23 protein-coding genes are annotated in these 25,773 nt (G+C 38.0%); 14 read left to right on the forward strand and 9 right to left on the reverse strand.

What is annotated here, in order from left to right; translation table 11 throughout:
- The first annotated feature begins 41 nt into the window (after positions 1–41).
- On the forward strand, positions 42–701 hold the full coding sequence (locus AC3ITD_RS05345) for a CoA transferase subunit B (protein WP_489364668.1): 660 nt from the start codon (positions 42–44) through the stop codon (positions 699–701).
- A gap of 57 nt (positions 702–758) precedes the next feature.
- Here the strand turns inward: AC3ITD_RS05345 and AC3ITD_RS05350 are convergent, their stop codons facing one another.
- Together AC3ITD_RS05350 and AC3ITD_RS05355 are read right to left on the reverse strand one after the other, a co-directional pair.
- Positions 759–1,403, reverse strand: coding sequence for a uridine kinase family protein (locus tag AC3ITD_RS05350; RefSeq protein ID WP_489366634.1), 645 nt, complete (start codon positions 1,401–1,403; stop codon positions 759–761).
- Positions 1,404–1,405: 2 nt separating this feature from the next.
- Positions 1,406–2,947 (reverse strand): LysM peptidoglycan-binding domain-containing protein, encoded by a 1,542-nt coding sequence (locus AC3ITD_RS05355; protein WP_489364670.1) that lies wholly within the window; start codon positions 2,945–2,947, stop codon positions 1,406–1,408.
- A gap of 282 nt (positions 2,948–3,229) precedes the next feature.
- Here AC3ITD_RS05355 and AC3ITD_RS05360 point away from each other — a divergent pair, with 282 nt between their 5' ends.
- The 4 genes from AC3ITD_RS05360 to AC3ITD_RS05375 all read left to right on the forward strand — a co-directional run bounded on the left by AC3ITD_RS05360 (position 3,230) and on the right by AC3ITD_RS05375 (position 8,119).
- Complete coding sequence (locus AC3ITD_RS05360) at positions 3,230–3,709, forward strand: Dps family protein (RefSeq protein ID WP_265799259.1); 480 nt, start codon at positions 3,230–3,232, stop codon at positions 3,707–3,709.
- 106 nt (positions 3,710–3,815) lie between these two features.
- Complete coding sequence (locus AC3ITD_RS05365) at positions 3,816–5,651, forward strand: UbiD family decarboxylase (protein WP_265799260.1); 1,836 nt, start codon at positions 3,816–3,818, stop codon at positions 5,649–5,651.
- A gap of 132 nt (positions 5,652–5,783) precedes the next feature.
- Positions 5,784–7,988 (forward strand): hypothetical protein, encoded by a 2,205-nt coding sequence (locus AC3ITD_RS05370; RefSeq protein ID WP_489364673.1) that lies wholly within the window; start codon positions 5,784–5,786, stop codon positions 7,986–7,988.
- Positions 7,967–8,119 carry a hypothetical protein gene (locus AC3ITD_RS05375; protein WP_489364675.1) on the forward strand — a complete coding sequence of 51 codons (153 nt, stop codon included), beginning with the start codon at positions 7,967–7,969 and terminating at the stop codon, positions 8,117–8,119. Before AC3ITD_RS05370 ends, AC3ITD_RS05375 begins: the two co-directional genes overlap by 22 nt.
- 49 nt (positions 8,120–8,168) lie before the next feature.
- Here the strand turns inward: AC3ITD_RS05375 and AC3ITD_RS05380 are convergent, their stop codons facing one another.
- Positions 8,169–9,692, reverse strand: a complete 1,524-nt coding sequence (locus tag AC3ITD_RS05380) for an OmpP1/FadL family transporter (protein WP_489364677.1) — start codon at positions 9,690–9,692, stop codon at positions 8,169–8,171.
- 24 nt (positions 9,693–9,716) lie between these two features.
- On the reverse strand, positions 9,717–10,718 hold the full coding sequence (locus AC3ITD_RS05385; protein ID WP_489364679.1) for a hypothetical protein: 1,002 nt from the start codon (positions 10,716–10,718) through the stop codon (positions 9,717–9,719).
- A gap of 199 nt (positions 10,719–10,917) precedes the next feature.
- On the opposite strand from AC3ITD_RS05385, the gene proS reads away from it, so the two are divergent.
- From proS to AC3ITD_RS05420, 7 genes are all read left to right on the forward strand, one after another.
- Entirely contained in the window at positions 10,918–12,390 is a 1,473-nt protein-coding gene (proS, locus tag AC3ITD_RS05390) for a proline--tRNA ligase (protein ID WP_265799264.1), read from the forward strand.
- Between the two features lie 124 nt (positions 12,391–12,514).
- Positions 12,515–13,654, forward strand: a complete 1,140-nt coding sequence (locus tag AC3ITD_RS05395; protein WP_489364682.1) for a cystathionine gamma-synthase — start codon at positions 12,515–12,517, stop codon at positions 13,652–13,654.
- Between the two features lie 89 nt (positions 13,655–13,743).
- Positions 13,744–14,592, forward strand: a complete 849-nt coding sequence (locus tag AC3ITD_RS05400) for a TIGR02757 family protein (RefSeq protein ID WP_489364684.1) — start codon at positions 13,744–13,746, stop codon at positions 14,590–14,592.
- A 114-nt stretch (positions 14,593–14,706) separates the two neighbouring features.
- Entirely contained in the window at positions 14,707–15,321 is a 615-nt protein-coding gene (locus AC3ITD_RS05405) for a Crp/Fnr family transcriptional regulator (protein ID WP_265799267.1), read from the forward strand.
- Positions 15,322–15,543: 222 nt separating this feature from the next.
- Complete coding sequence (locus AC3ITD_RS05410; RefSeq protein WP_489364685.1) at positions 15,544–16,320, forward strand: hypothetical protein; 777 nt, start codon at positions 15,544–15,546, stop codon at positions 16,318–16,320.
- Positions 16,284–16,553, forward strand: a complete 270-nt coding sequence (locus AC3ITD_RS05415; RefSeq protein WP_489364687.1) for a type IX secretion system membrane protein PorP/SprF — start codon at positions 16,284–16,286, stop codon at positions 16,551–16,553. Before AC3ITD_RS05410 ends, AC3ITD_RS05415 begins: the two co-directional genes overlap by 37 nt.
- A gap of 490 nt (positions 16,554–17,043) precedes the next feature.
- Entirely contained in the window at positions 17,044–17,691 is a 648-nt protein-coding gene (locus tag AC3ITD_RS05420) for a response regulator (RefSeq protein ID WP_265799270.1), read from the forward strand.
- A gap of 8 nt (positions 17,692–17,699) precedes the next feature.
- Here the strand turns inward: AC3ITD_RS05420 and AC3ITD_RS05425 are convergent, their stop codons facing one another.
- From AC3ITD_RS05425 to AC3ITD_RS05445, 5 genes are all read right to left on the reverse strand, one after another.
- Positions 17,700–17,888: a hypothetical protein gene (locus tag AC3ITD_RS05425; protein WP_265799271.1), complete on the reverse strand. Its 189-nt coding sequence runs from the start codon at positions 17,886–17,888 to the stop codon at positions 17,700–17,702.
- Positions 17,889–18,119: 231 nt separating this feature from the next.
- Positions 18,120–19,091 carry an MlaD family protein gene (locus tag AC3ITD_RS05430; RefSeq protein ID WP_265799272.1) on the reverse strand — a complete coding sequence of 324 codons (972 nt, stop codon included), beginning with the start codon at positions 19,089–19,091 and terminating at the stop codon, positions 18,120–18,122.
- 2 nt (positions 19,092–19,093) lie between these two features.
- Positions 19,094–19,864, reverse strand: a complete 771-nt coding sequence (locus tag AC3ITD_RS05435) for an ABC transporter ATP-binding protein (RefSeq protein WP_265799273.1) — start codon at positions 19,862–19,864, stop codon at positions 19,094–19,096.
- Positions 19,865–19,868: 4 nt separating this feature from the next.
- A complete protein-coding gene (locus tag AC3ITD_RS05440) occupies positions 19,869–20,672 on the reverse strand; it encodes an MlaE family ABC transporter permease (RefSeq protein ID WP_265799274.1) in 804 nt (267 codons plus the stop codon).
- Positions 20,663–21,025, reverse strand: coding sequence for a hypothetical protein (locus tag AC3ITD_RS05445; RefSeq protein ID WP_265799275.1), 363 nt, complete (start codon positions 21,023–21,025; stop codon positions 20,663–20,665). The genes AC3ITD_RS05440 and AC3ITD_RS05445 overlap by 10 nt, the downstream gene beginning before the upstream one ends.
- A gap of 284 nt (positions 21,026–21,309) precedes the next feature.
- On the opposite strand from AC3ITD_RS05445, the gene dinB reads away from it, so the two are divergent.
- Positions 21,310–22,617 (forward strand): DNA polymerase IV, encoded by a 1,308-nt coding sequence (gene dinB, locus AC3ITD_RS05450; protein ID WP_265799276.1) that lies wholly within the window; start codon positions 21,310–21,312, stop codon positions 22,615–22,617.
- Between the two features lie 130 nt (positions 22,618–22,747).
- The gene (gene dnaE, locus AC3ITD_RS05455) at positions 22,748–25,765 is read left to right on the forward strand and encodes a DNA polymerase III subunit alpha (RefSeq protein WP_489364692.1); all 3,018 of its coding nucleotides are present in this window, start codon (positions 22,748–22,750) and stop codon (positions 25,763–25,765) included.
- The last annotated feature ends 8 nt before the right edge of the window (positions 25,766–25,773 follow it).

Below are 25,773 nucleotides of genomic sequence, written 5' to 3' on the forward strand. Positions count from 1 at the left end.
TTAGTCTGTAGTATATCCTCTCAATATCACATCAAATATCTATGTTTACTAAAGAAGAAATAGCGCAACGTATAGCGCAAGAAATAAAAGACGGTTATTATGTTAACCTTGGCATTGGTATACCAACCTTAGTGGCCAATTATATTCCAAAGGGAATAAATGTTGTATTGCAATCCGAAAATGGACTGCTTGGAATGGGACCATTTCCATTTGAAGGCGAAGAGGATGCCGATTTAATTAATGCGGGTAAGCAAACCATCACTACATTACCTGGCTCCTCAATTTTCGATTCGGCAATGAGCTTTGGAATGATCAGGGCGCAAAAGGTTGATTTAACCATTTTAGGTGCAATGGAGGTTTCTGAGAATGGCGATATTGCCAATTGGAAAATTCCTGGCAAAATGGTTAAAGGAATGGGTGGTGCAATGGATTTAGTGGCATCAGCAAAAAATATCATTGTAGCCATGCAGCATGTAAATAAAGCGGGAGAGAGCAAGTTGCTATCCAAATGTACGCTTCCATTGACTGGGGTAAAGTGTATTAAAAAAATTGTTACTGAATTAGCTGTTTTAGACATTCTACCCGAAGGAGGTTTCAAACTTTTAGAACGAGCGCCCGGGGTGAGCGTTGATTTTATTAAACAATCTACAGCAGGAAGATTAATTGCTGAAGGCGATATTCCGGAAATGCGATTGGATTAAAATAAAAATGGGGTCAAGTTTTTAAAGCTTGACCCCATTTTGTTGATAACTATTATTTTAATTTATATCAACAAGAATACTGTTCCTTAAGTCATTTGAGATATTCTCGGTGATGGCGATGATTTCATCAGGCTCATTGGTGTTATTCATAATCACCTTATCACATTGCTCTCGATAAGGTAACAAATATTCCTTGTAGGCAGGAACCACATGGTTATGCCACTTGTAAAGTACGTCATCTTCGGGGTATCCACGTTCCAGGCCATCTCTTTTTATCCGGCGATCTAAAGCAACTTGTTCATCAGCATCAACAAAAATGGTATGATCTAGCAAGGCTGCAATTTCTTTGAAATGCAAAATAAAAAGGCCTTCAACAATGATTATAGGTGCTGATTTAATTTCTAAAATTTTAACTACAGCAAGGGGATTATTGAAATTATATTCCTTTTTATAGACAACCTCTCCGCTTGTAAGTTGTTTTATATCCCTTAAAAACTGCTCACTATCAATGGTTGATGGAAGATCAAAATTGTATAGTTTATTTTCTTCCTGGGTCATATCGCCTGCAGGAATGTAATAATCATCCTGGGATACCAAAGTTACTTCATCTTGCTTAAAGTGATGTAAAAAGCAGTTTAAGAAGAATGTTTTACCCGATCCACTTCCACCGGCAATACCAATTATAAAAGGTTTTTTATTCAAACTCATTGAGCACTATATGTTAGATTGCAGAAAAAACGTTTGTCTAAAGCACCTAATGAATCGGCTACCGCTTTAGTCATTACAATGATAACGTCTTTTGTGGATTCGTTCTCTGTAAATTTACCAACAACCTTTGCGAATGTTGTTTTGTTAGTCATTGGGTTTGTAATTTTTATTACTCTGCCTACTGGTGCTGTACGGTGTAAAACTAGCATTTTCGAGCCGTCTAAATCTGCGTCAGCAATCCAAACGGCTGCACCTTTTTCTTCGATTTGGCTTAGGCCATAAACGCTTGGGTCGCGACGAAGTTTTGGATCTTTAACCATTGTGCTATCTGGTTCACTTTCCTGCTCTTCTTTAGATGCCTCATTTACAGATTTTGGTTGAGGTGGCTTAGGAATAATTAATTTCTGATCTACTTTAATGGCGTTATCATCCAATTTATTAGCTGTTCTGATTTGATAAGCCGTTAAATTATACTTCTTCGCAATGCTAAAAATATTTTCTCCAGTTGCTACAGTATGAATAAAACTTTCTTCTTTTGAAGGTGAAGCAGATGAGGCTTTAACCGGTTCAGCTTGTTTTTCTTTCGGCACTTCTACTTCAGCAACTATTCCTCCGGGCACTTTCAATACTTGCCCAATCGTAATCGCATTATCTGGCAAATTATTTAATTTCCTTAATTGGTAAGCAGTAATACCATATTGCTTGGCAACCGTAAAGATGGTTTCGTTACGCAAAACCGTATGGGTACCTACAGCATCTGAAGTTTTGGCTGCTTCGGTTGGGGTTTTGGCTGCTTCGGTTGTGGGTTGTTCAGCAGTGCTGATTACTTTATTTTCATCAACATTCTTTGTAGCCGGAATCTTTAATTTCTGACCAATTCTAAGATTATTGTTTGATAAATTATTTGCCTTTTTAACCTCTTCTACGGTAGTGCCATATTTTTCTGCTATTTTCCCAAGAAACTCTTTAGGCGCTATGGTATGCTCAATCATGGTTTGCTCTGCAACAGTACTTTCAATAGCAGGAGTGGTTACCGTGGTTTTAGCTGGTTTTACTGGCTCGCTCGTAGCAGGAACATCTGTATTGTTTTTGGTAGCGATCTTTAAAACCTGCCCAATACTTAAGTTATTTCCGGTAAGGTTGTTCAGCCTTTTAATTTCATTAATAGTTGTTCCATACTTTTCGGCGAGCATATTTAAATTTTCTTTTGCTTTAACAGTATGCTCAATGATGCCGCCGTCTTTGCCCGAAGAAACAAGGGGTGTGCTGCTTGTTGTTCCCCAGGGAATATTGGTTGGAACTTTTATAATGACGCCAACTTGAAGGTATTTGTTCTCATTGTAGCTCATAATATCTTTTGGCGAAACGTTGTATCTTCTTCCAACAGAATAATACGTGTCTTTGGCTACAATTTGATGAACGATAAGTTTCTTTCCGTTATTATTTTCAACGCCGATAGAGTCTCTAAGTGTGTTTGCTTTAGCATTTGCGATATTTAGAGCAAATAGAACAAAAGCAGATAAGTATATTTTGTGCATTTATTTTCTATAAATTTCTTAGTCAAAGGAAGCAATTATACGAATAAAATATTTAACCCTGTCGAGTTAATCAACCCGTTTTTGAGTAAAAATAAGATAACTTTATTTCAAAAAAATGGTCATGATATTCATTCACAATATCTTGTGAAAGAAAACAATTGGCTTCGTGTTGATTAATAAACGAACTAATAAATAAGGTATTGTACAGATGGGAATTTAGATTAAAACATTTATAAATTTGGGTTGTTACGTACACATTAACATCACATAAAAATTAATAAAATGGACGCTAAAGAAATAAGCTTAAATGAAAAAGAAGTAAAACCAGTGGTTGATCTTTTGAACGATTATTTGGCAAATTATCATATTCATTATCAGAAATTAAGAGGTTGTCACTGGAATATAAAAGGTCAGAATTTTTTTACGCTTCATGTTAAGTTTGAAGAATTATATACCAATGCACAACTCACCATTGATGAAATTGCCGAGCGTGTTTTAACCTTAGGTAAACCACCTCATAGTCGTTTTGCAGATTATATAAGTGAATCTGAAATCAAAGAAATCGACACAATTGGTATGAAAGATTTAGATATGGTTGATGCGGTATTGGATGATATGGCTAAATTGATTGAAATTGAAAGAGAACTATTAGAAGCTACGGATAAAGCTGGCGATGATGGGTCGAATGATATGGTAAATCGGTTCATGCAGTTTAAAGAAAAAAATACCTGGATGTTACGTTCTTTCGCTGGAAAGAAATAATACTTTGAAGTAGGTTTTAAAAGCCTCAGTTAAATGGATGAATTGTCAAATCTGTTTATCTGAGGCTTTTTTGTGGTATAGAATAGCTATTTATTTATCTTTGGGCATGGCATATAAAAGTTTAGCAGAGTGTGTTTCCGACCTTGAAAAACACGGTCATCTAATAAGGATTAAAGAAGAAGTAGATCCTCATTTAGAAATGGCCGCCATCCATTTAAGGGTCTATGAGAAACAAGGACCTGCTTTGTTGTTTGAGAATGTGAAGGGTAGTCCCTTTCCGGCGGTTTCTAATTTGTTTGGAACTTTGGAGCGGTCGAAATTCATATTCAGAGACACCTTGCCAAAAGTGCAGCAATTGGTTTCTTTGAGAAATGATCCAATAAAAGCATTGAAAAATCCTTTCAAGTATGCAGGATCAGCAATGTCGGCATTGTCGTCGTTGCCCATGAAAACACCATCTGCGAAAAATAACTTTCTGAAAACCTCTATCAGTAAATTGCCACAAATTGTAAACTGGCCCATGGATGGAGGCCCTTTTGTAACGATGCCTCAAGTTTATACTGAAGACATTGATAAGCCCGGAGTTCTAAATGCAAATTTAGGGATGTACCGCATTCAATTGGGCGGGAACGATTATATTGAAGACAAGGAGATCGGTCTCCATTATCAAATTCACCGGGGCATTGGTGTTCACCAATCTAAAGCAAATAAAGCAGGTTTACCACTTAAGGTGAGCATTTTCGTCGGTGGTCCTCCATCTCATCCTCTGGCTGCGGTAATGCCATTGCCAGAAGGTTTATCAGAAATGACGTTTGCCGGTGCATTAGGCGATAGGAGATTCCGCTACTTTTACGATGATGAAGGATTTTGCATTTCTGCTGATGCCGATTTTATTATCACGGGAACTGTTTATCCAAATGAAAATAAGCCAGAAGGTCCTTTCGGCGATCATTTAGGTTATTATAGCCTTACGCACCCTTTTCCTTTGATGAAGGTGCATAACGTATACCATAAAAAAGACGCCATCTGGTCATTCACAGTTGTCGGAAGGCCGCCGCAGGAAGACACAAGCTTTGGTGCATTAATTCACGAAATTACAGGATCGGCCATTCCACAAGAAATTCATGGATTGAAAGAGGTACATGCTGTTGATGCAGCAGGTGTTCATCCTTTGCTGTTTGCAATCGGAAGCGAACGTTACACGCCATATTTAAAGGAGCGAAGACCACAGGAAATCTTAACGATAGCCAACCATATCCTGGGTAAAAATCAACTCAGTTTAGCTAAATATGTTTTCATCGCCGCTAAAGAGGATGATGAAAAATTAAGTACACATCACATTCAGGATTTTATTACTCATATTTTGGAAAGGGTAGATTTAACCAGAGATATCCATTTCTATACCAACACCACAATCGATACCCTGGATTACAGTGGCGATGGTTTAAATAGTGGATCGAAGGTTGTTATTGCGGCAGCAGGGGAGAAGAAGCGAAATTTGTGGAATAAAAAGCCTGAAGGCTTAAAGTTAGGGGATGGTTGCTATCAATCTCATCTGGCTATCCCTGGTGTTTTAGTTATTGAATGCGACAAATATATCAGTGCGGAAAAAACAGCGGCAGAAATTGCTTTGTTAAACATTACCTTAACTGATCAGGATCTTTCCGGATTACCATTGATTGTACTGGCCGATGATTCTGAATTTACAGCAGCAAATATTGATAATTTAGTTTGGATTACTTTTACCCGAAGTAATCCCGCTGCCGATATTTATGGCGTTAATGATTTTACTATCAATAAACACTGGGGCTGCAAAGGCCCAATGATTATTGATGCAAGAAAAAAACCTCATCATGCTCCTGAACTTCTTAAAGACAAAAATGTGGAGGAAAAGATTGATACATTGGCTAAGCCAGGAATGCCGCTACATGGAATAATTTAGTTGAATATTTGAAAATATTTAGCCATTTTTAGGTACATGTTTTGCATTTTACCTCAACTTTCGCGTGCCTTCGCCATTACTTTATTGATACTTTGTTGCTCGATGAGGTTGTCCGCTCAACAGGTTGATAGTTTGATAAAGGTAATTCGTCAGTATGGAAAGAGAAATGCGACCTCCAGCATATTTGTTCACTTTGATAAAAACGTTTATTCCAATAACGATCAGGTTTGGTTTACCGGATATTTACTCGAAGGTATTGCACCAATAGGCGATTACCATACTTTACATCTTACATTAGTAAACAATGCTGATAGTTCGGTGGTCCTTCAAAAGAAATTTTTAATTCATGAAGGTTTTGCATTCGGAGATTTAGTTTTGCCAGATTCGCTGCCCGGAGGATCTTACCGTTTTGTAGTGAATACCAATATTAGGGTAGCTGGCTTTAACGTTTCTGATTTTATTCAGCCCATTACTATAAAATCGACCACAAAAAGTCTTTTGCAACCCAGTATTTCCCTTTTTAAATCTCACAATGATAAAACTCAAAATGGCACCATGTTGCTTAAAGTTTTGACGAGTGATAATCGTTTTGTTGAAAATGCTGAAGTGAAGTACACCATTGGTCGTGATTCGATTTGGAAAAGAGCTTCGTCAAAAACGAGCGTGATTGGAGAACTAATGATTGATTTCCCGGTAAACAAAATTAACGCGAAGAACAATTTATTAAGCATTGCTATAAAAAAAGATGACCAGGTTAAATACCTCAAGCACGAATTGCCAATAATCAACGGGAAAAAATTTCAAATTAATTTCTATCCTGAAAGTGGCTATTTGGTTAATGGATTGTTTAGTAAAGTGGGGATTGAAATTAAAGACCTAATCCGTACTCCTCTTCTTACAACGGCAGTTTTGTATGAAAATGATAAAGCTATCGATACAGTTAGTACGAATTCTACTGGGCTTGGTTTTTTCTCTATCATACCCAATATCAAATTCAAATACAGCCTAAAAATATTAACTGATGATATTGAAGTAGATCATTATGATTTGCCACCTATTTTGAGTGCGGGTGTGGCGATGCATGCCAATAATGTAATCGCTGAAAAGGACTTTCGTTTAAAATTGCAAAGTAGTTTTGATACTCCAGTTCATGTTGTGGTTCATAATTATAACGATCTCTATTTGCACAGTGAGATCGCCTTGAAGGATGGTGTCACTCAAAATGTTAGACTTGATCTAGATTCTGTACCGATGGGGTTAAATGCCATAACCTTATTAGATAGTGATTTCAAGCCTCTTGCCGAACGGATTTTTTTTAGCCACTACGATCAAACGAACCAATTGCAAATTTCAACTGATAAGGATGTATATGGTACGAGGGATAGTGTTAGATTGGATATCCATACGATTACCAGAAGCAAAAATTCCCTCCAAGGTTTGGTATCCATTTCGTGTACACAAGCTAACCGATTCTCTGAATTAGACAATAAAAATATTGTAGACTATGCATTGCTAGAAAGGGAATTGATACACTTACCAGCAAACCCGATGGGAATCAAAGTTACGGATCGTGAGTATTTAAATAATATTCTCCTGGTGAAAGGGTGGAGGCGGTATCATTGGCCACTGTTAAGGGATGGCTTATTTGCGCAAAAGAAAATAATTAATGAGGAAGTTAGCGGCCAGATCAGAAAAGGGAAGAAAAACGTAATGCTACCTATGGAATTATTTACCATAGCGAAGAGTAGTGTTCATACCATTTCATCAGATAGTACCGGGAAATTCAAAATCCCTTACTCGAATTTAATTACCGATGATAAAGACGACGTATGGGTGAACCTTAACCGTAAAAACGCATCCGATTATACATTAGAAATTCATGATCCGGCTGAAGAGCTGAAAAAAAATATCAAAGCGCAGCATTATGAAGAAGTAGTTGCTAACTTATCAAAACCAGCAATTAATCAAGCGTTTACTGATCCTCGTGGTATAAATCTAAAAGAAGTAGTGATCAAGAGTGATAAAGGCGAAAAAATTGATTTTGCCAATAATGGTTATATGAATAATTGTGGTGATTATGTCTGTCCTAATAACATTTTAAATTGTGTAAACCATTTTGGAAATTCTGAGAACAAAAGCCCTAAAGAGGGAGGTCAGTATCGGAATCAAAACGGTGGAGTTACCATTTATCATGGTTGTGTAGAGCATAAGAAAGATGCCAATATTTCTATTTTAAGGGGGATAAAACTCGGAAAGGAGTTTTATAAATTCGAGTTGGATAATAAGGATGAACCTATTAACATGTCAACTATATTTTGGAATTACCAACAGTTTTAGATTCTGAAGGAAAGGCTGTTCTAAATTTTACAACTGGTGATTTAACCGGCCGTTTCAAAATTGTAGTTCAAGGTGTTACTGCCAATGGTCCAATTTATGGTGAGCATTACATCACCATCAAGCGGCCATAAAAAAAGCTCTCGATGCAAATCGAGAGCTTTTAATAAATGTTATCTATTCTTAAAATCTAACTCCGAAAGTTAAGAATACATTGTTTCTATTGCTCTTAACATCTGCAACAGGTTCAGAATAATCATCTAGTAAATAAGGACTAGAGTTGAAATTCGTTTTATAATTTTGATAAGCTAAATCGAAATAGTAGTTATCAACGCGGTAACCAATACCGCCTGTTAAAAACTGGCTTTGGTAAAAAGAATTCGATCCACCTTGAATACCATTTCCATTTACACCATAACCGCCTCTCAAACTTACTTCATTGCTTACTTTAACTTCTGCACCAACTCTATAGTTTATAGCTTCTTTGTACGAAGCTTTTACAAATGCATTGTTATCGCTAATTGTTGATGAACTTCCACCACCATCTGCCGAGAAACGCATTGATGAATAGTCAATATAATCAACATCTGCAGAGATTAGAGCGATATTACTAATTACATAGCTTAAACCTGCCGATGCTTTTAATGGCGTACGCAGATTATAAGTAAAGTCGTAATACCTGCTTGGGCTATTAATTGATGAAGCGGCATTAGTTGCATTACCTGCTAATCTTGCTTGCAAAGTTTCGGTTGTATTATCCTGGATATTAAGCCATGTTGGAGTCTGGAAGTTTAATCCAATCCTCAACTCTGGAACCGGGCGATAAATCATTCCTAACTTTAAATTGAATCCATTACCCCGAGACTGTTGATATCTAATATGAGTTAAGGTGTAATTTTCGTTGCCAGTGTAAGCAGGAATCGCGTCATCATAAGAATTAACAATACCAGATTCTGTAAAAGAAGCATCACTAGTATATTTAACATTCACAAAACTCGCTGTTCCACCTATATATAACTTATTCGAAAAATTAAGTGCGCCAGCTATATTGAATTCTGAAGTAGATCCAAGTCTGCTTTCTGTCCAGTTTTGATTGAAGTTTGCATTATTATAAGGTTCTGCCGAGAAACCATTTGGATAGTTTGGGGCATTTTTATTAATTAAATAACTGTCATAGGCATCACCCGCAACTGAATTTTCAGTACCAAAACTATTAGCCTGATCAACGTAAGAGTCTCTTATTGAACTATTAGTGTTAATGCCATTATAGTCGATGTTATTAAGAAAATCATTGTTCCTGGTATAGCTAAGGCCGAACACAGTACTAACCAAGCCTTTATTAACATCAGAACCTTTTAGTTTTGTGGCTGGGTTATAAAATACAACACCTAGGTTATTTAGATTGATTTGACTTTTGTTGGATTTAATGTTGTTGCCTAAATAAGAACTTTCGTTGGAAACGCTATTAAATTCAGGGGTAATGTTAAATTCTGATTTGGTAAATAATCCAAGTCCCGCAGGATTCGCATTGATTGATCCTATGTCTCCACCAACACCAATTTGAGCACCAGCCATTCCTTTAAAACGTGATGAACTCCCATAATTTGTTTGCGAAAATCGGAACGCGTCAGGGGCATAACTCTGTGCGTATGCTGAACCAATGGTAGCTACTGTAGCTACCATGGATGCCAATATATATTTTTTCATTTAATGTGCTTTATTAGTAAGATATTAACCTCGTCCTGCTCTTGATGGTCTGGAACCACCGCCACCGCCATTAGAACCGCCGCCGCTGCTTCCACTACTTGATGGAGGTGGAGAATATGTTGGTCTGCTCATTTCAGTTCTTTGAGGTTGTTGAGGTGTATAATTTTCGTTTCTGGTCGGTCTACTACCTTGTGTTCCTTGCGGAGTGTAGCCTCTTCCAGCATTATTACTAACTGATCCTTGATTACGGGTAGGTCTTCCTGCGTTATAATTTGGTGCATAGCTTTGACCTATTTGGCTGTTTGGATTTGCAATACCTGATCTACTTGGTCTTCCAACATTCCCTGCGCTACCATTTCCATAAGATCTTGGAACACCTCTATCGTTACTCCCTGGTCTAGGTCTGTAATTGTTATTGGTAATAACGCCGCCGCCATAATAGCCGCCGCCTAAGCCCCAGCCACCACCGTACCAGCCACCGCCGCCCCAACCGAAGCGATCGTAATATGAATATGGCCCCCAATTGTTCCAGCCCCAGTTATTCCAACCGTAGCCCATGTTGCCATAGTAGAAAGGATTATTCCAGATGCTGCCGTAACCGAAGCCACCGCCCCAACCGAAACCACCACCCCAGCCACCTAAACCGTAGCCATTATTCCAACCCATGCCATAACCTAAATAAGTGGTTGCGCCATAACTGTTGCCATAATTAAAGTTTTCGTAATACGGATCGTAATAGCCACGAAAGCTACTGCCATTGTAGAAACGATTAATTCTGGAAGAGTAATCCATATCGTAATAAGGATTACTAGTACCGTAATATTCATCGTAATCTTCGGTTTGTCCTTGAGCTTGTGCTTGAACTTGATTTTGAGGAGGAACGTAAGCTTCTACCTCTCTCGCCTTTGCCACGGAATTATATACATCATCATTGGCTTTGGTTTGGGCCAATTTTGTTGTTGAGCATGATGCCACCAACCCTGCAGCAGCAATCATTACAATGGGTAAAAATTTAATTGGTTTCATTGTGTTTATATTTAGTTGTGTGTGTTCACTAATTTACTAAAAATGGATCAAATTTACTAAAAACCAACTATTTAATCAGTCAGATTTATGTATTAATGCAAATGCCTTCTCTCTATAATCGTTTTGTAGGCATAAATTTATAAATTTGTGATCTAATTTCACCTTTTTTAACACACAAATTACGTTCCAAATACATAAGATGAGCAAAGAAATTACAAGCAGAGATGCAGATTATTCTCAATGGTATAATGATATCGTTATAAAAGCCGATCTGGCTGAGCATTCGGCAGTTAGAGGCTGCATGGTAATTAAACCCAATGGTTATGCTATATGGGAAAAAATGCAGGCCGTATTGGATAAAATGTTTAAGGATACAGGCCATCAAAATGCCTATTTTCCATTGTTCATTCCGAAGTCATTTTTTTCAAAGGAGGCCTCACACGTTGAGGGTTTTGCCACAGAATGTGCTGTAGTGACACATTACCGTCTAAAAAATGACGGCAATGGCAATATTGTCGTGGATGAAACTGCCAAATTAGAAGAGGAGCTTATCGTTCGCCCAACCTCGGAGACTATCATCTGGAATACTTATAGAGGATGGATTCAATCTTATCGTGATTTGCCAATTCTAATTAATCAATGGGCAAATGTGGTTCGATGGGAAATGCGCACCAGGTTGTTTCTTCGTACAGCCGAATTCTTATGGCAGGAAGGGCATACCGCTCATGCAACCGCTGAAGAAGCGATTGAAGAAACAGAACGTATGTTGCACATCTATGCTGATTTTGCTGAAAATTGGTTGGCTGTTCCAGTAGTTAGGGGAAGAAAATCCCCAAATGAAAGATTTGCTGGTGCTTTAGATACCTACTGTATTGAAGCCCTGATGCAAGATGGAAAGGCTTTACAGGCGGGTACTTCCCATTTCTTAGGTCAGAATTTTGCCAAAGCTTTTGATGTAAAGTTCACCGGAAAAGATGGTAAGCTCGATTATGTTTGGGCAACATCATGGGGTGTTTCTACCCGTTTAATGGGAGCACTTATTATGGCTCACAGTGATGATTCAGGACTTATTATCCCACCTAAATTGGCACCAATTCAAGTGGTAATTGTTCCAATTTACAAGGGAGATGAAGACTTAGCGAAAATTTCGGCTTATGTGAATGAGTTAACAATGCGCTTAAAAGGGATGGGGGTTTCGGTAAAATACGATGACAGAGATACACAACGTCCGGGCTTTAAATTTGCTGATTACGAATTGAAAGGCGTACCAGTACGTATTGCTATTGGTGGCCGCGACTTAGAAAACAAGACAGTGGAAATTGCCCGTAGAGATACGAAAGTTAAACAAACTGTTCCACAGGAGGGTTTAGATATATACATTGCGAAGTTACTTGAAGATATTCAAACCAGTATGTTTAACAAGGCCCTAGCTTATCGTGATGAGCATATTACTGAAGCGAACAGCTACGAAGAGTTTAAGGGGTTGTTGGATGGCAAAGCTGGTTTTATTTCCGCCCACTGGGATGGAACTCCAGAAACAGAACAAAAAATTAAAGAAGAAACCAAAGCAACCATTCGTTGTATTCCTTTAGATAATAAATTGGAAGATGGGGTTTGTATCTATTCTGGGAAGCCATCAATACAACGTGTTTTATTTGCGAGAGCATATTAAGAAGTCTTGAGTCAGTAGTCTTGAGTCTTCTAAACGATTGAAATATTAATGTAAAACTGTTTAGATAAGGTTGAGAAATCTCAATCTTATCTCGATACTTGAAGCGCACATCTCAAAAGAAAAAATGAAATTCGGAACAAAAGCTATACATGCAGGTCAAGAACCTGATCCAACAACTGGTGCTGTAATGACACCAATTTACCAAACTTCAACCTATTGGCAAAAATCGCCAGGTGATAACAAGGGTTATGAGTACTCTAGGGGAACAAACCCTACACGTAAAGCATTGGAAGATTGCTTAGCAGCTTTAGAAAATGCCAAATATGGATTGGCTTTTTCTAGCGGTATGGGTGCTACAGATGCAGTTTTAAAACTACTTCAACCGGGGGATGAAGTGATTACCGGAAATGATCTATATGGTGGATCTTACAGGATGTTTACTAAAATCTTCTCTAAGTATGGAATAAAATTCCACTTTTTAGATTTATCCAAACCAGAAAATATTGTAGACTATATTAATGATAAGACTAAATTGGTTTGGATTGAAACACCCACAAATCCCACCATGCAGGTTGTTGATATTGAAGGTGTTGCAAAGATCACAAAAGAGAAAAAGATCATATTAACAGTTGATAACACTTTTGCTTCGCCTTATTTGCAAAATCCTATCGATTTGGGAGCAGATATCGTAATGCATTCGGTTACAAAATATATTGGAGGCCATTCAGATGTGGTAATGGGTGCATTGGTTACTAATGATGATCAATTGTACAAAGATTTGTGGTTTATCTATAATGCTTGTGGTGCAACGCCTGGGCCACAAGATTCGTTTTTGGTTTTACGTGGAATAAAGACACTACATTTGCGGATGAAAGCGCATTGTGAAAATGGCGAACGCATTGCCCATTACCTCAAAGCACATCCAAAAGTAGACAAAATTTATTGGCCAGGGTTTGAAGATCATCCTAACCACGATGTTGCAAAAAAGCAAATGAGAGGTTTCGGAGGTATGATTTCCATTACTTTAAAGGGAGCTGATTTACAGGAAACATTTAGAATCGCATCAAATTTTAAAGTATTTACCTTGGCAGAATCATTAGGTGGTGTAGAATCTTTAATTAATCACCCTGCAACGATGACCCATGGATCAATTCCTAAAGAGGAACGAGAAAAAGTCGGTGTTATCGATAGCCTTCTGCGTTTAAGTGTAGGAGTTGAAGATGTAGATGATTTGCTTGAAGACTTAGCAAGTGCTTTAAAATAAGCGTTTAAAAAAAAACAATTAATAAAATTTAGTCATCCATTTGACCGGCTTTTGAACGGTCGGATGGATGACTTTTTAGCGTGAACGGAATGGATTTTTTAGCACTTCAAAACTTTCTGGATGGTAAGGTAGAACAGTATAATCGACCAGAGTTCATTGCTAACGATCCAATTTGTATTCCTCACTTATTTGCTAAAAAGCAAGATATTGAAATTGCAGGTTTTTTCGCTGCGATTCTAGCATGGGGACAACGTAAAACCATCATCAATAAGTGCAGGGAGTTGTTGGGTAGAATGGATAACTCGCCGCATGATTTCATTTTGAATCATCAAGATACTGATCTGAAACAGCTCCTGCAATTTAAGCACAGAACATTTAACGATACAGATCTACTCTATTTTATAGCTTTTTTCAAAGCACATTATGTGAAATTTAATAGTTTAGAAAATGCTTTTGTTCCCCAAGGTGCATTTCAAAATGGTTATTTGGAAACAATGTCTGACTTGCCTTCCATTGAAATGTCGTCAGCAGTGTGTTTTGCAAGGGATTTGAATTTCACAATTGAACAATCTTTAAACTATTTCAGAAGCTACTTTTTTTCTCTTGAAGATTTTCCTCGCCGAACTAAAAAGCACATTTCTTCACCGGCACAAAAATCAACTTGTAAGCGACTAAATATGTTTTTACGATGGATGGTGCGGAAGGATAATAAGGGAGTTGACTTTGGGATTTGGAAAACTTTAAAACCTGAGCATTTGATCTGTCCTTGTGATGTTCATGTTGATAGGGTGGCGCGGTTACTGGTTTTAATCACCCGAAAGCAAACCGATTGGCTGACGGCAATTGAACTAACTAACAAGTTAAAACAGTTTGATCATAGCGATCCAGTGAAATATGATTTCGCTTTATTCGGTTTAGGAGTAGAGAAAATACTTTAATACCCCTATAAGCTAGAAAATGCAGGGAAAACTTCTTTTTTACAATCTATCTTCTTATACTTACATGGTAATTTCAATAGATATTAACAATTTATCTGTCCCAGTATTTTATAAATGATTGCAGTTAATTTTTCTGAGGAAAATAGTTGGAAGAAATACAACAATTTTTCTCCATTAATTTCAATATTTAAAAAATTTCATCCACTCAATGATGAAATTGAAAAGCGCATTAATCAGCATACTTTTCCGATAAGTTACAAGAAAAATAAATTCCTGGTTTCTCCTGTAGATCGAAATAAATACCTTTTTTTAATTGTTAAAGGCGTGGTAAGGGGGGTTGTTAAAGATGGTGCTTCTGAAGTCACTACCTGGATTGCTGTGGAGAATGAAATTGTTGGCACTATCAGGAATTTATGGATAGTTGGAAATTCAGAAGAATATTTGCAGGCACTAGAAGATGTTGATCTCATTGCTATTCCTCATGTGCTTTCAGAGTATTTATATCAAAATTTCGCCGAAGCAAACGTTGTTGGACGAAAGATGATGGAGCTTTATTACCGTTCTGCAGAAGAGAGAGCTTTCTTATGCCGCATCTCGTCTGCCGAAAAACGATACAAGCGTTTCTTGCTGTCTTTCCCTAATTTAATCAATCGTGTACCATTGAAACACATTGCGTCCTTTTTAGCAATACGATTGGAAACATTAAGCAGAATAAGAGCAAAAATTTAGTAAGCTCATTAAACGAATACATTGGTCAACTGTATTTGAGATGGTTAAGTTTTGAATTTATCCCTTTTTGTTTTGGTAATAATTGCAAATCAGCCATTTTCTGTAATATAATACGACATCTTGTTAGTAAATTGCTGATTATTGTCAAATAATCTATCCTAAATTTCGCCCTATAGTTTCGGCCTAGGAAACTAATATTCAATTTTAATCTAACTTGTAGTATTGGATAATGGAAAGCAAACCATAAACATTGCACAAATTCTAAAGGCGAACGAAACGTTGACCGTTCTTGCTAATCACAAGATTACAAACAAGTTGGCCAATAATGCGAAAGATTTGAAAACTGATCTTGATCTGAACAGGGATGCTTTTGTTTATGATAAAGCTACCAACACATTAAACTACACAGATGAAAAAGGTTTGGTGACTTCATTGACACTGAAAATCACCGCTTTGGTTTACGATAAAACGAAAAATGTTTTCACCTATACCGATTCAAAAGGGGTTTCAACAACAATCGCTGTCAAAGATCTTGTTGCATTAAACGAAACTTTGACCGTACTTGTCCAAGACAAGGTCACAAACAAGTTAAGCTATACAGATGAGAAAGGTTTGAAAATCGATCTTGATCTGAACAACGGCGCTTTGACTTACGATAAAGCTACGAACACTTTAAACTGCAAAGATGCGAAAGGTTTATTTACATCATTTCCATTGAATGCTACTGCTCTGGTTTACGATAACACCAATAAGGTTTTAACTTATACGGATCCAAAGGAAAATGCAACGACCATCCCCCGTCAAGGATCTCATTGCATCGAAGAAGCTTTAACGGTATTTGCCTTTACCAAGGTTACAAAGAAGTTAAGCTATACAGATGGAAAAAGCTTGGTAATGGTATCTAGCAATAGACTAGGTGCACAAACCAATTTGGCCATATGGAACTACGCTTACCGGATTAGATGGATGACGGTAGCTCCCGGTTGGCTTTGGTTCTAGTTGTTGGTATGGTTTATTTGAGTATTGATGGTTCAATGTTGAATCTAAACGATCCGGAAATTTTTGAGCCAGTTGGCGTCAAAAGTACCGTCTTGCACGATGCCAAAGCAGGTATATGTTTTGCACACGATAAGTTTTCTGCAAGTTTTTCTGCTGATAATTTAACTACTGCCTATGTAGATCGTTATGCGTTCTCACCACAGCCAAAGCCATATTTTTTATTTAACTGCTGATGCTTTGTTCCCTATAAATGAGAATTTCCAGATTAAGCCTTCCTTTCTTTTAAAAGATGATAGTGGGCGACCAACAAAGTTTGGATGTAAATACATTTTATGATCAAAGAGTTTTTGTGAGTTGGCGAATCGTACCGTAACAGGCGTGACGCTAAGAGTTGTTCTAAAAAAAGATTTATCTCAACGTAATTCGGCAGTAGCCGCTATTCTGATTCCCGATCAGAGAGGTTAAGAATAGGGTTATGGTTACGATTTTCAATCGGTCAGTTTCAAAGCTATAGCGGAAGCACACGCGAAATTTCGATTGCATATTCTTTCATCAGGCAAAATATCAGGATGGCGACACGAATGTTTTAGATACAGATCCTGTAATCTGTAAGATAAGACTTACAGATTAAACTAACAAAAAAGTGTCTTTTTTTGAATAAAAAAACAGACAAAATAATAGAAAAACGAAACAATTTATTAAATTGCAAAATATCTAATTAACATGAAAGCAAAGAATACTGGAACTACCTTTACTGTGCTAATTGCCGATGACCATGAGATTATTCGAAGAGGCTTAAAAAGCTTAATATCTGATTTTTGGGCTGGGGTCGAAATTATACAAGCTGCAACACTCGAGGAAGCGCTGATAGAAACCGAGAAGTTACCTAACCTAATCATTATCGATGTCAATCTGCCTGGAGGCAATAATTTAAAGGTAATCGATCAAATTAAAATGGTTCAACCCAATGCTAAAATATTAGTGTTCTCCTCCCTAAATGAAAACATTTACGCAGTACCTTACCTGAAATCAGGTGCCTCAGGTTATTTAACTAAAAATGCCGAAGAGTCTGAAATTGTAACAGCTATTACGACAATTTTAGCAGGCAGCCGTTATTCTAGCCGGAACGTAAAGGAAAATATGTTTAATAGTATTTTAGGTAACGACGCCGACAATCCGTTTACAAAACTCTCTGGAAGAGAGCTGGAAGTTGCCGAACTGCTGACCAAAGGTGTTGGCGTTTTGGAAATTTCCAATCAACTTAACTTGCAAATGGGAACCGTAAGTACGTATAAATTAAGGTTGTTCCAAAAGCTGAAAATCAAAAGTATTATTGAACTAGCCGAGAAGATGAGCATTTACGAAAAATAAGGATTGCTCTAGGCATCCTTATTTTTATTTTCATTCGTTGTTCCAGTACCTTCTTCACCAGATTCGTTAGGACTATCTCCTGCCTGACCATATTTTTCGGAAGCGCCCTTTCCATTTTGGTCAAAACTCGCTTTCTCCTTCGATGTTCCTGAAGTTTTAGCTTTCCCTTTATCTTGATCTTTTTCCTTCGTTTTCATGATGTTTATATTATTTAACTGTTTAACAAATTTAGAAAGTTAAAAGTTTTAGCTAATCGAGATTCTCTTTAAAGGACTGTTAGATGAGCCATGACTTCTTCTAATTTCTAGCAAATGCATTCCTTGAGTAAAGAACAAGCCGATTAGAGAGATCAAAATTACGCCACTAATCACTCGCCAATCTGCATCATTTTGGTGATGTTTTGAATAAATGAAAGATTGAATTATCTTCTACTTGTTCTTTATTGAGTCACGGGCACGTTTTTTAAAGAAACCGCGAAGAAGGAAGTTGCTTTGTAAAGCTTCCAGATCTTCATCTAGCTTTTTGCTGCTTTTCTCCAAATTTGTCATAATCGCCCTTAACTGGTCGGCAGTTTTAGCATCGTTAAGAAGTAACCCTGCAGCATTATCGTTATTATTCAATTTACCAGAAGCTTTTTCTAAGTTAGCAGCCATTACAGATGCCGATTGAGCAGTTTTTTGCAGTGTGCTGGCAGATCGATCCAACTTGGCAAATACCGCGGTGTCCGTCATGATTTTATCCATCAAGCCATTTTTAGTATTCAGTGTCTTACCGAAGGTGTTTAAGCTTTGCGCTGTTTGCGCAGTTGAAGCAGTTATTCTATTCAGATTGGAAACCATTGTTTTAAAATCCTGGGCCAACTTTTCATCAGAAAGAAGTGCACCAGCAGCGCCTTTTCCATCTACCAGGTTATGCGCAAGAATCTTGAAATCACCGGTTACATCGACTAAGTTTTTATTATTCACCTGAAGGGTTTTCATGATGTCATCGGTAGATAAAGAATTATTTACCTTCAGTACGTCGCCATCCTCTACAAAAGGAAATTTCGGATTTCCACCTGTGATCACCACAATTTTATTTCCGATTAAACCGTCGGCACCAATGCTTGCACCGGCATCTTTATGTATGTACTTGTGCACATCTTCTTCTATGCTCAGAAATACACGCACTTGTGAGGTTCCAAAGAACTCAATCTTTTTGATTGTGCCTATTTTAACACCAGAAAACCATACATTGTTTCCTTTCTTTAATCCCTGGATGTCATTAAAAACAACACTCAATGTAAAGCTTTTAACAAAGGTTTTCTTTTGGCTACCTAGGGTAAAAATGGCAAAAAGAAATATCAAAATGCCAATGGCAATAAATATTCCGACCGTTATTTTCTTCTTATTTTCGTTCATGGTTACTGTATAAAATTATAATCAAAAAATGGTTGTGCTTGCGGATCTCCGGAGTTGAAAATATCGTCGAAAGATCCCTGACGTTCGAAACTACGTTCGACCAACATCGCTACCCTGTTTCCCGTTTCTTTAGCACAGGTTAAGTCGTGGGTAATTACAATTGCGCTGGTATGGTAACGTTCCTGTACTGTATTGATAAGTTTGTTTATTTCTTTAGATGTAATCGGGTCTAGTCCTGCGGTAGGCTCATCATAAAGCATGATTTCTGGTTTCAAAATCAAGGTTCGGGCAATCCCGATCCGTTTCCGCTGTCCACCAGAAAGCTCGGAAGGCATTTGGTTGATGGTTTGAGATAATCCAACCGCATCAAGCATTTCTTCAACTAAATCTTTAACTTCCTGTTTGCTCAAATCCCTGCGATTTCTTACCAATGGAAACTCCAGATTTTCCCTTACAGTCATACTATCATAAAGCGCACTGTTTTGAAAAGAGAATCCCACCCGAAGGCGTAGCGCCAATAATTGTTCGTAAGAAATATCGTCTACAATATGATTCAACACATTTACCAGACCTGAATCTGGTTTGAGCAGACCGATAATGATCTTAATCAATACTGATTTTCCTGTTCCGGATTTACCCAGAACTACCAGATTTTCTCCCTTGTAAAGATCGAGAGAAGCATTTTCCAATACCTGGTAGCTGCCGAACGCCTTATAAAGATTTTTTATCTCGATCACCTTTTCGGTGCTATTTAAGATTTCTTTTTGTACCATGCGATTAGCTGTTAAACAGACTGAAAATTTGTACGCAAACTACTTCCTCAATAAAAATAAGGAACATTGCCGTTACTACCGATGAATTAGCAGCCTTACCTACACCTTCAGTCCCTTTTGATGAATTGTAACCCTGATAACAACCGACTATTGCAATAGTGAAACCAAAAAGAATGGCTTTGAAGGTTGATGCAATGATATCGAGAAAAGTGATGCTTTCTAAGGCGCTTTGGAAAAATGTGGTTGCGCTAGTACCTTCGTTAACGGACACGTTAAGTAAAGCGCCTAACATGCCAACCATGGCTGTATAAAAGGTGAGTATAGGCATGGTGATGGTAGCGGCCATCACCCGGGTTGATACCAGGAATTTGAATGGATTTGTCGCCGAAACCTCCATGGCATCGATCTGTTCGCTTACCTTCATTGATCCAAGCTCTGCACCAATGCTCGAGCCAACTTTACCAGCGGCAATTAATCCTGTAAGTAATGGAGCAAGGGTTCTTAGCAAAGCAATGCCCACTAACGATGGAAGCCAGGATGTTGCACCAAATTCTGACAAGGATGGACGCGATTGTTTTGTAAAAACCAAGCCTGTAATAAAGCCGGTGGTAGAAATCAATAAAGCCGAACGGTAACCAATTTCGTAACATTGACGCATTAATTCCTTAAACTCGTACGGAGGCAAAAATGCTTCCTTGAAAAAACGGCCAATAAAACGGAAAACCTCGTAGAGGTTTATGAATGTTTGAGCGAATTTTCCAACAGGCTTTGGATGATCTTTGGGATCTTCCATTTTTTCTATTCCCATCTCGATGCTTTAGTCTTTTTAGTAGAATCTTGTTTAATTGTTGCCTCTTTCTTAATGCGATACTCATTAACCTTTAGAGTATCAGCTGGAGCCAAGCTTTTATAAAGCACAGTGTAGGTAGTCATTAATGATTTTTTCTTTTGATTGTATTCGGTACTTGAAATGATACCATTGATATGTTTTTTATCCAATTCGAAGGATTGATCCAACAGTGCTTTGGTCGAATCTACAATAGCATCATTTGATAATGTGACCTGTTTATCAACCCTATTCCCGCCCGAACCCTTTTCTGGATTGGTGTTGTGACAAGCGATGGCTAAAAGAGCAATTGGAAACGCCAAAATTATTCTCATTTTAAGAATACATATAGCTAACGAAATTGTTTGCTCATGAACTGAATTTTATCAAGGCGGTTGGATATCAGGAAAGTCTGATTAAATACTCTGCCGACTCGCATAAAAGGTTAGCTTTTATCACCCTTACATTTTTAATAGGCGTTACTAAGCTTATTCTGGAACTAAATATATTAGTATTTTGTTGATAAAAAACCAGATCTACTTGCGTTAAAAAACTAAATTAATTAGTATTTTTGTTTTCGAGTTGCAAGTAATCTGCAGCAATTTATAAGGTTGGAATCATGACGGACAAAAACAAACATATCATCCATATGGATCAAGATGCATTTTTTGTATCAGTCGAACTGCGGAAGAACCCTAAATTACTTGGCAAACCAGTAATTGTTGGTGGCAGTGCAGATCGGGGCGTAGTGACTTCCTGCAGTTACGAAGCCCGTAAATTTGGCGTGCATGCCGCAATGCCGGGGCGAATGGCAAAGCAGCTTTGTCCACAGGCTATTTTTGTGAGGGGAAATATGGATGACTATTCCAGGGCTTCACATGAAATTACCGAAATTATAGCCGATCGTGTTCCTTTGTTCGAGAAAGCAAGTATTGATGAACATTATATCGATATGACGGGTATGGACAAGTTTTTCGGCTGTATGAAATTTGCTTCCGAACTCCGGCAGACGATTATCAAAGAAATGGGATTGCCAATTTCATTCGGCTTGTCGGTAAATAAGACCGTCTCTAAAATCGGCACTAATGAATGTAAGCCAAATGGCGAGTTGGAAATTCCCTTTCCAGAAGTTCGACCCTTTTTAAACCCCTTACCAGTACATAAAATTCCAGGTATTGGTGATGCAACCTACAAAAAATTGAGTGAAATGGGGGTTCGAAAAATTCAAACTTTAGCCGAAGTTCCTCAGGATTTAATGTTTAAAATTTTAGGCCAGCAGGGCTTGGCAATTTGGCAGAAAGCCAACGGTATCGACTTTTCGCCGGTGGTTCCTTACCGTGAACGGAAATCGATCGGTACACAGACTACTTTTGAAAGCGACAGTATGGATATCGAAAAGATGAAGGCGATTTTAAGCGGCATGGTCACTAACCTCACTTACGAGCTCCGGAGTCAGCAGAAGTTAACGGCCTGCATTACCGTCACTATTCGTTATTCTAATTTTGAAACCGTAACGCAACAGGCCCGAATTCCTTATACGGCACTCGATTCGTTTCTGATTTCCAAGGCACATGAGTTATTTAAAAAGCTATATAGCAAGAGAATGTTATTACGCTTAATCGGCGTGAGGTTATCCCATCTGGTAAGCGGTTTTGAACAGATTGGTTTATATCATACCTCAGAAGAAGAATATGATTTATACCAGGCGATGGATAAAGTGAGAAATCACTATGGTATTGAATCGGTTGTAAAAGCCTGTATTGTTAAAGGCCCGGAAAGAGATGAATATGGAAAAGTCATCAAATATAATCCCCGAAAGAAAAAGTTGCCTGGACCTGAAAATGAAAACGGCGAAGAAAGAAAGCGATCGAGAATTAGAACTTTTATTAACGCTGACTTAGGAACAGCTAACAAATTAGACGGATAGCTTTTGCTATAATTGGTTAATCTTTAATAATCTAACCTTAACCCGAAACCCGGAAACTGTCAACCAGCAACTATCATTATCAACCGGTAACTGGAAACCGGCAATCGGCAACTGAGAACTGTAAACTGAAATGTTTCTTAACCTACATTCATCATATAGCTTAAAATATGGAACGATGGATATCCAAACAATCGTTGCCAAAGCCCGTGCTTTAAATATTGGTCAGCTTATTTTAACAGATATCAACAATTCTACCGGAGCTGTTGAATTCATTCGGGAATGTTATCGACAAGGAGTTGCGAAAGAAGCAGATGATGTTCAAAAAGGAAATATTCCCTATCCACTCAAACCCATCACTGGAATTGAATTTAAAAGCGATCAGCAACTTTTATATATCGGTATTGCAAGAAACAGAGAAGGGATGCGGGCCCTTAACGAGTTTTTGAGTTTCCATAATATCGAAAATATTCCACTTCCGGATACTGCGCCCATTCTTAACGATGTTTTCTTTATTTATCCTTTTACAAAAAAATCTAATCGGACATTAAAATCGAATGAGTTTATCGGAATAAAAAGCGATCAGTTAAATCACCTTTATAAACACCCTTTGCTAGAGAAAAAGGAAAAGTTGGTGATCTGGCATCCAGTTACGGTAGGTAGTCGGGTAGAACATCGCTTACATGAATATCTACGAGCGATTGAATTGAACACCTTATTAACCCTGGTGCCAGAAGATGCAAAATGCGGATGCAATGAAGTTTTGATTTCCGAAGAAGAGTTGAAACTTAAATTTGAAGCATTTCCCTTTATCATTGAAAACACACAGAATTTGTTAAACGCTTGCGATTTAAGTAGTTATTTTGAGCCCGGGCCCCAACCTATGTCTAAAAACCGGTTTTCCTATTGTAAGGAAGGTGAGGGGTTAGATAAGGTATTGCTGAGGCGAATTGCATATAAAGGTTTAGAAAATCGTTACGGCAAAAATAATCCATTTGCAAGGGAGCGAATGGAAAAAGAGTTGCGCATCATCGAATTGAAACACTACTGCGCTTACTTTTTAATCACGTTCGATATTGTTCGCTACGCCATGGGGAAATGCAAGTTTTACCATGTAGGTAGAGGGTCGGGTGCAAACAGCATCGTTGCTTATTGTTTGCGGATTACTGATGTAGATCCCATTGATCTTGATTTATACTTCGAAAGGTTTTTACATGAGAAACGTACCAGCCCCCCAGATTTTGATATAGATTTTGCCTGGGATGAGCGAGAAACCATTCAGAAATATATTTTTAATAAGTACCCGAAGTGGCATGTTGCTTTTTTAGGTACGATGAGCACGTTTAAAGACCGGGCCATTATTCGAGAAATTGGTAAAGTGCTGGGTTTGCCCAAAGAGGAAATTGATGGTTTCATCGACCCAACAAAGGAACGTGAAAATCAGCTAAATGCTACCTATCAGAAATTAGCTGCCGTTCACCATCACATGCAAAATATGCCAAATCAACGTTCCATTCATGCTGGCGGCATTCTCATCTCCGAAGAACCTATTACCTATTACACTGCTTTGGATTTACCTCCAAAAGGTTTTGTAACGGTACAATGGGATATGTACGAGGCAGAGGCAATAGGTTATGAAAAGTTTGATGTGTTGAGCCAACGGGGAATCGGTCACATCCGTGAGGCGGTACAACTGATCAACAGTAATTGCGGTCGTGATATCGATATCCATGATTTTAAAACTTTTAAAAATGATCCAAACCTCAATGCGATTTTACGTGAAGGTCAGCCCATTGGTTGTTTTTATATCGAGTCGCCAGCCATGCGGCAATTACTAAAGAAATTGAAGTGCGAAGATTACTTAACCCTGGTAGCGGCGAGTTCAATTATTCGTCCGGGAGTGGCGAGTTCTGGCATGATGAAATCTTTTATTGAGCGTTACCATGCGCCTGATAAGGTGGTCTATCTCTGCGAAGAGATGAAAGAGCAGCTTAAAGAAACGTACGGGGTAATGGTTTACCAGGAAGATGTGATTAAAGTTTGCCATTATTTTGCCGGCCTTGATTTAGCTGATGCAGATGTGCTTCGTAAAGCGATGAGCGGTAAATACCGATCGAAACTCGCTTTTGATGAATTGGTAAATAAGTTTTTTGTTTCTGCCCGCAAACAGGGACACAGTGAAGAATTAATTACCGAAGTTTGGCGACAGATATCCTCCTTTGCCGGCTACAGTTTTTCTAAGGCACATTCTGCCTCTTTTGCTGTAGAAAGTTACCAAAGTTTATACCTAAAAACTTATTATCCAAAAGAGTTTATGGTGGCGGTTTTGAATAATTATGGCGGTTTTTACAATAGGTGGGTATATGTTCACGAGCTTCAAAAAACTGGGGCAAAAGTACATTTGCCTTGCGTAAACCAAAGCGATGAAGTGGTGAATATAAAAGGAAATGATGCTTTTTTAGGCTTCACGGGAGTTCAGGGTTTGGAGCATAAATTCATTGAAAGTATTCCTCAGGAACGCAGGTTGAATGGACCTTTCAAAGATTTAGAGAATTTCGTAAAACGAACTCAAATTACATTAGAGCAAGCAATACTGTTGATTCGGCTAGGCGCGCTTAGGTTTACCGGGAAAGATAAGAAAACACTTCTCTGGGATATTTACAACTATTTAGGGCACAAGAACAAAATTATAAATGCAGCCGAATTGTTTAGCCTTGAACGCAAAGAATATACGCTGCCGGAACTGGCCAACTCACCGATTGAAGATGCGTACGTAGAATGGGAACTATTGGGTTTTCCGCTAAACTACCAAATGTTCGATTTTTTGAAGACCAGTTACCGCGGAGAAATAATGGCGGCTGATATGAATAAGAACGTAGGAAAAACAGTTAGAATGGTAGGGAATTACGTTTGCGAAAAAACCGTTCGAACCATAAAAAACACTGAAATGTGGTTTGGAACTTTTTTAGATAGTAATGGCGATTTTTTTGATACCACCCATTTTCCTAACTCAACTCCAATATATCCTTTCAAAGGCAAGGGCTGTTATCTGATATTAGGTAAAATTGTTGAAGACTTCGGTTTTCACAGTGTGGAAGTTTTAAAGTTTGCCAAGTTGGATATTAGGATGAATCCGGTAGCGGTTGATTAGGTTGAGCC

Source organism: Pedobacter sp. KH_004 (genome assembly GCF_057840755.1).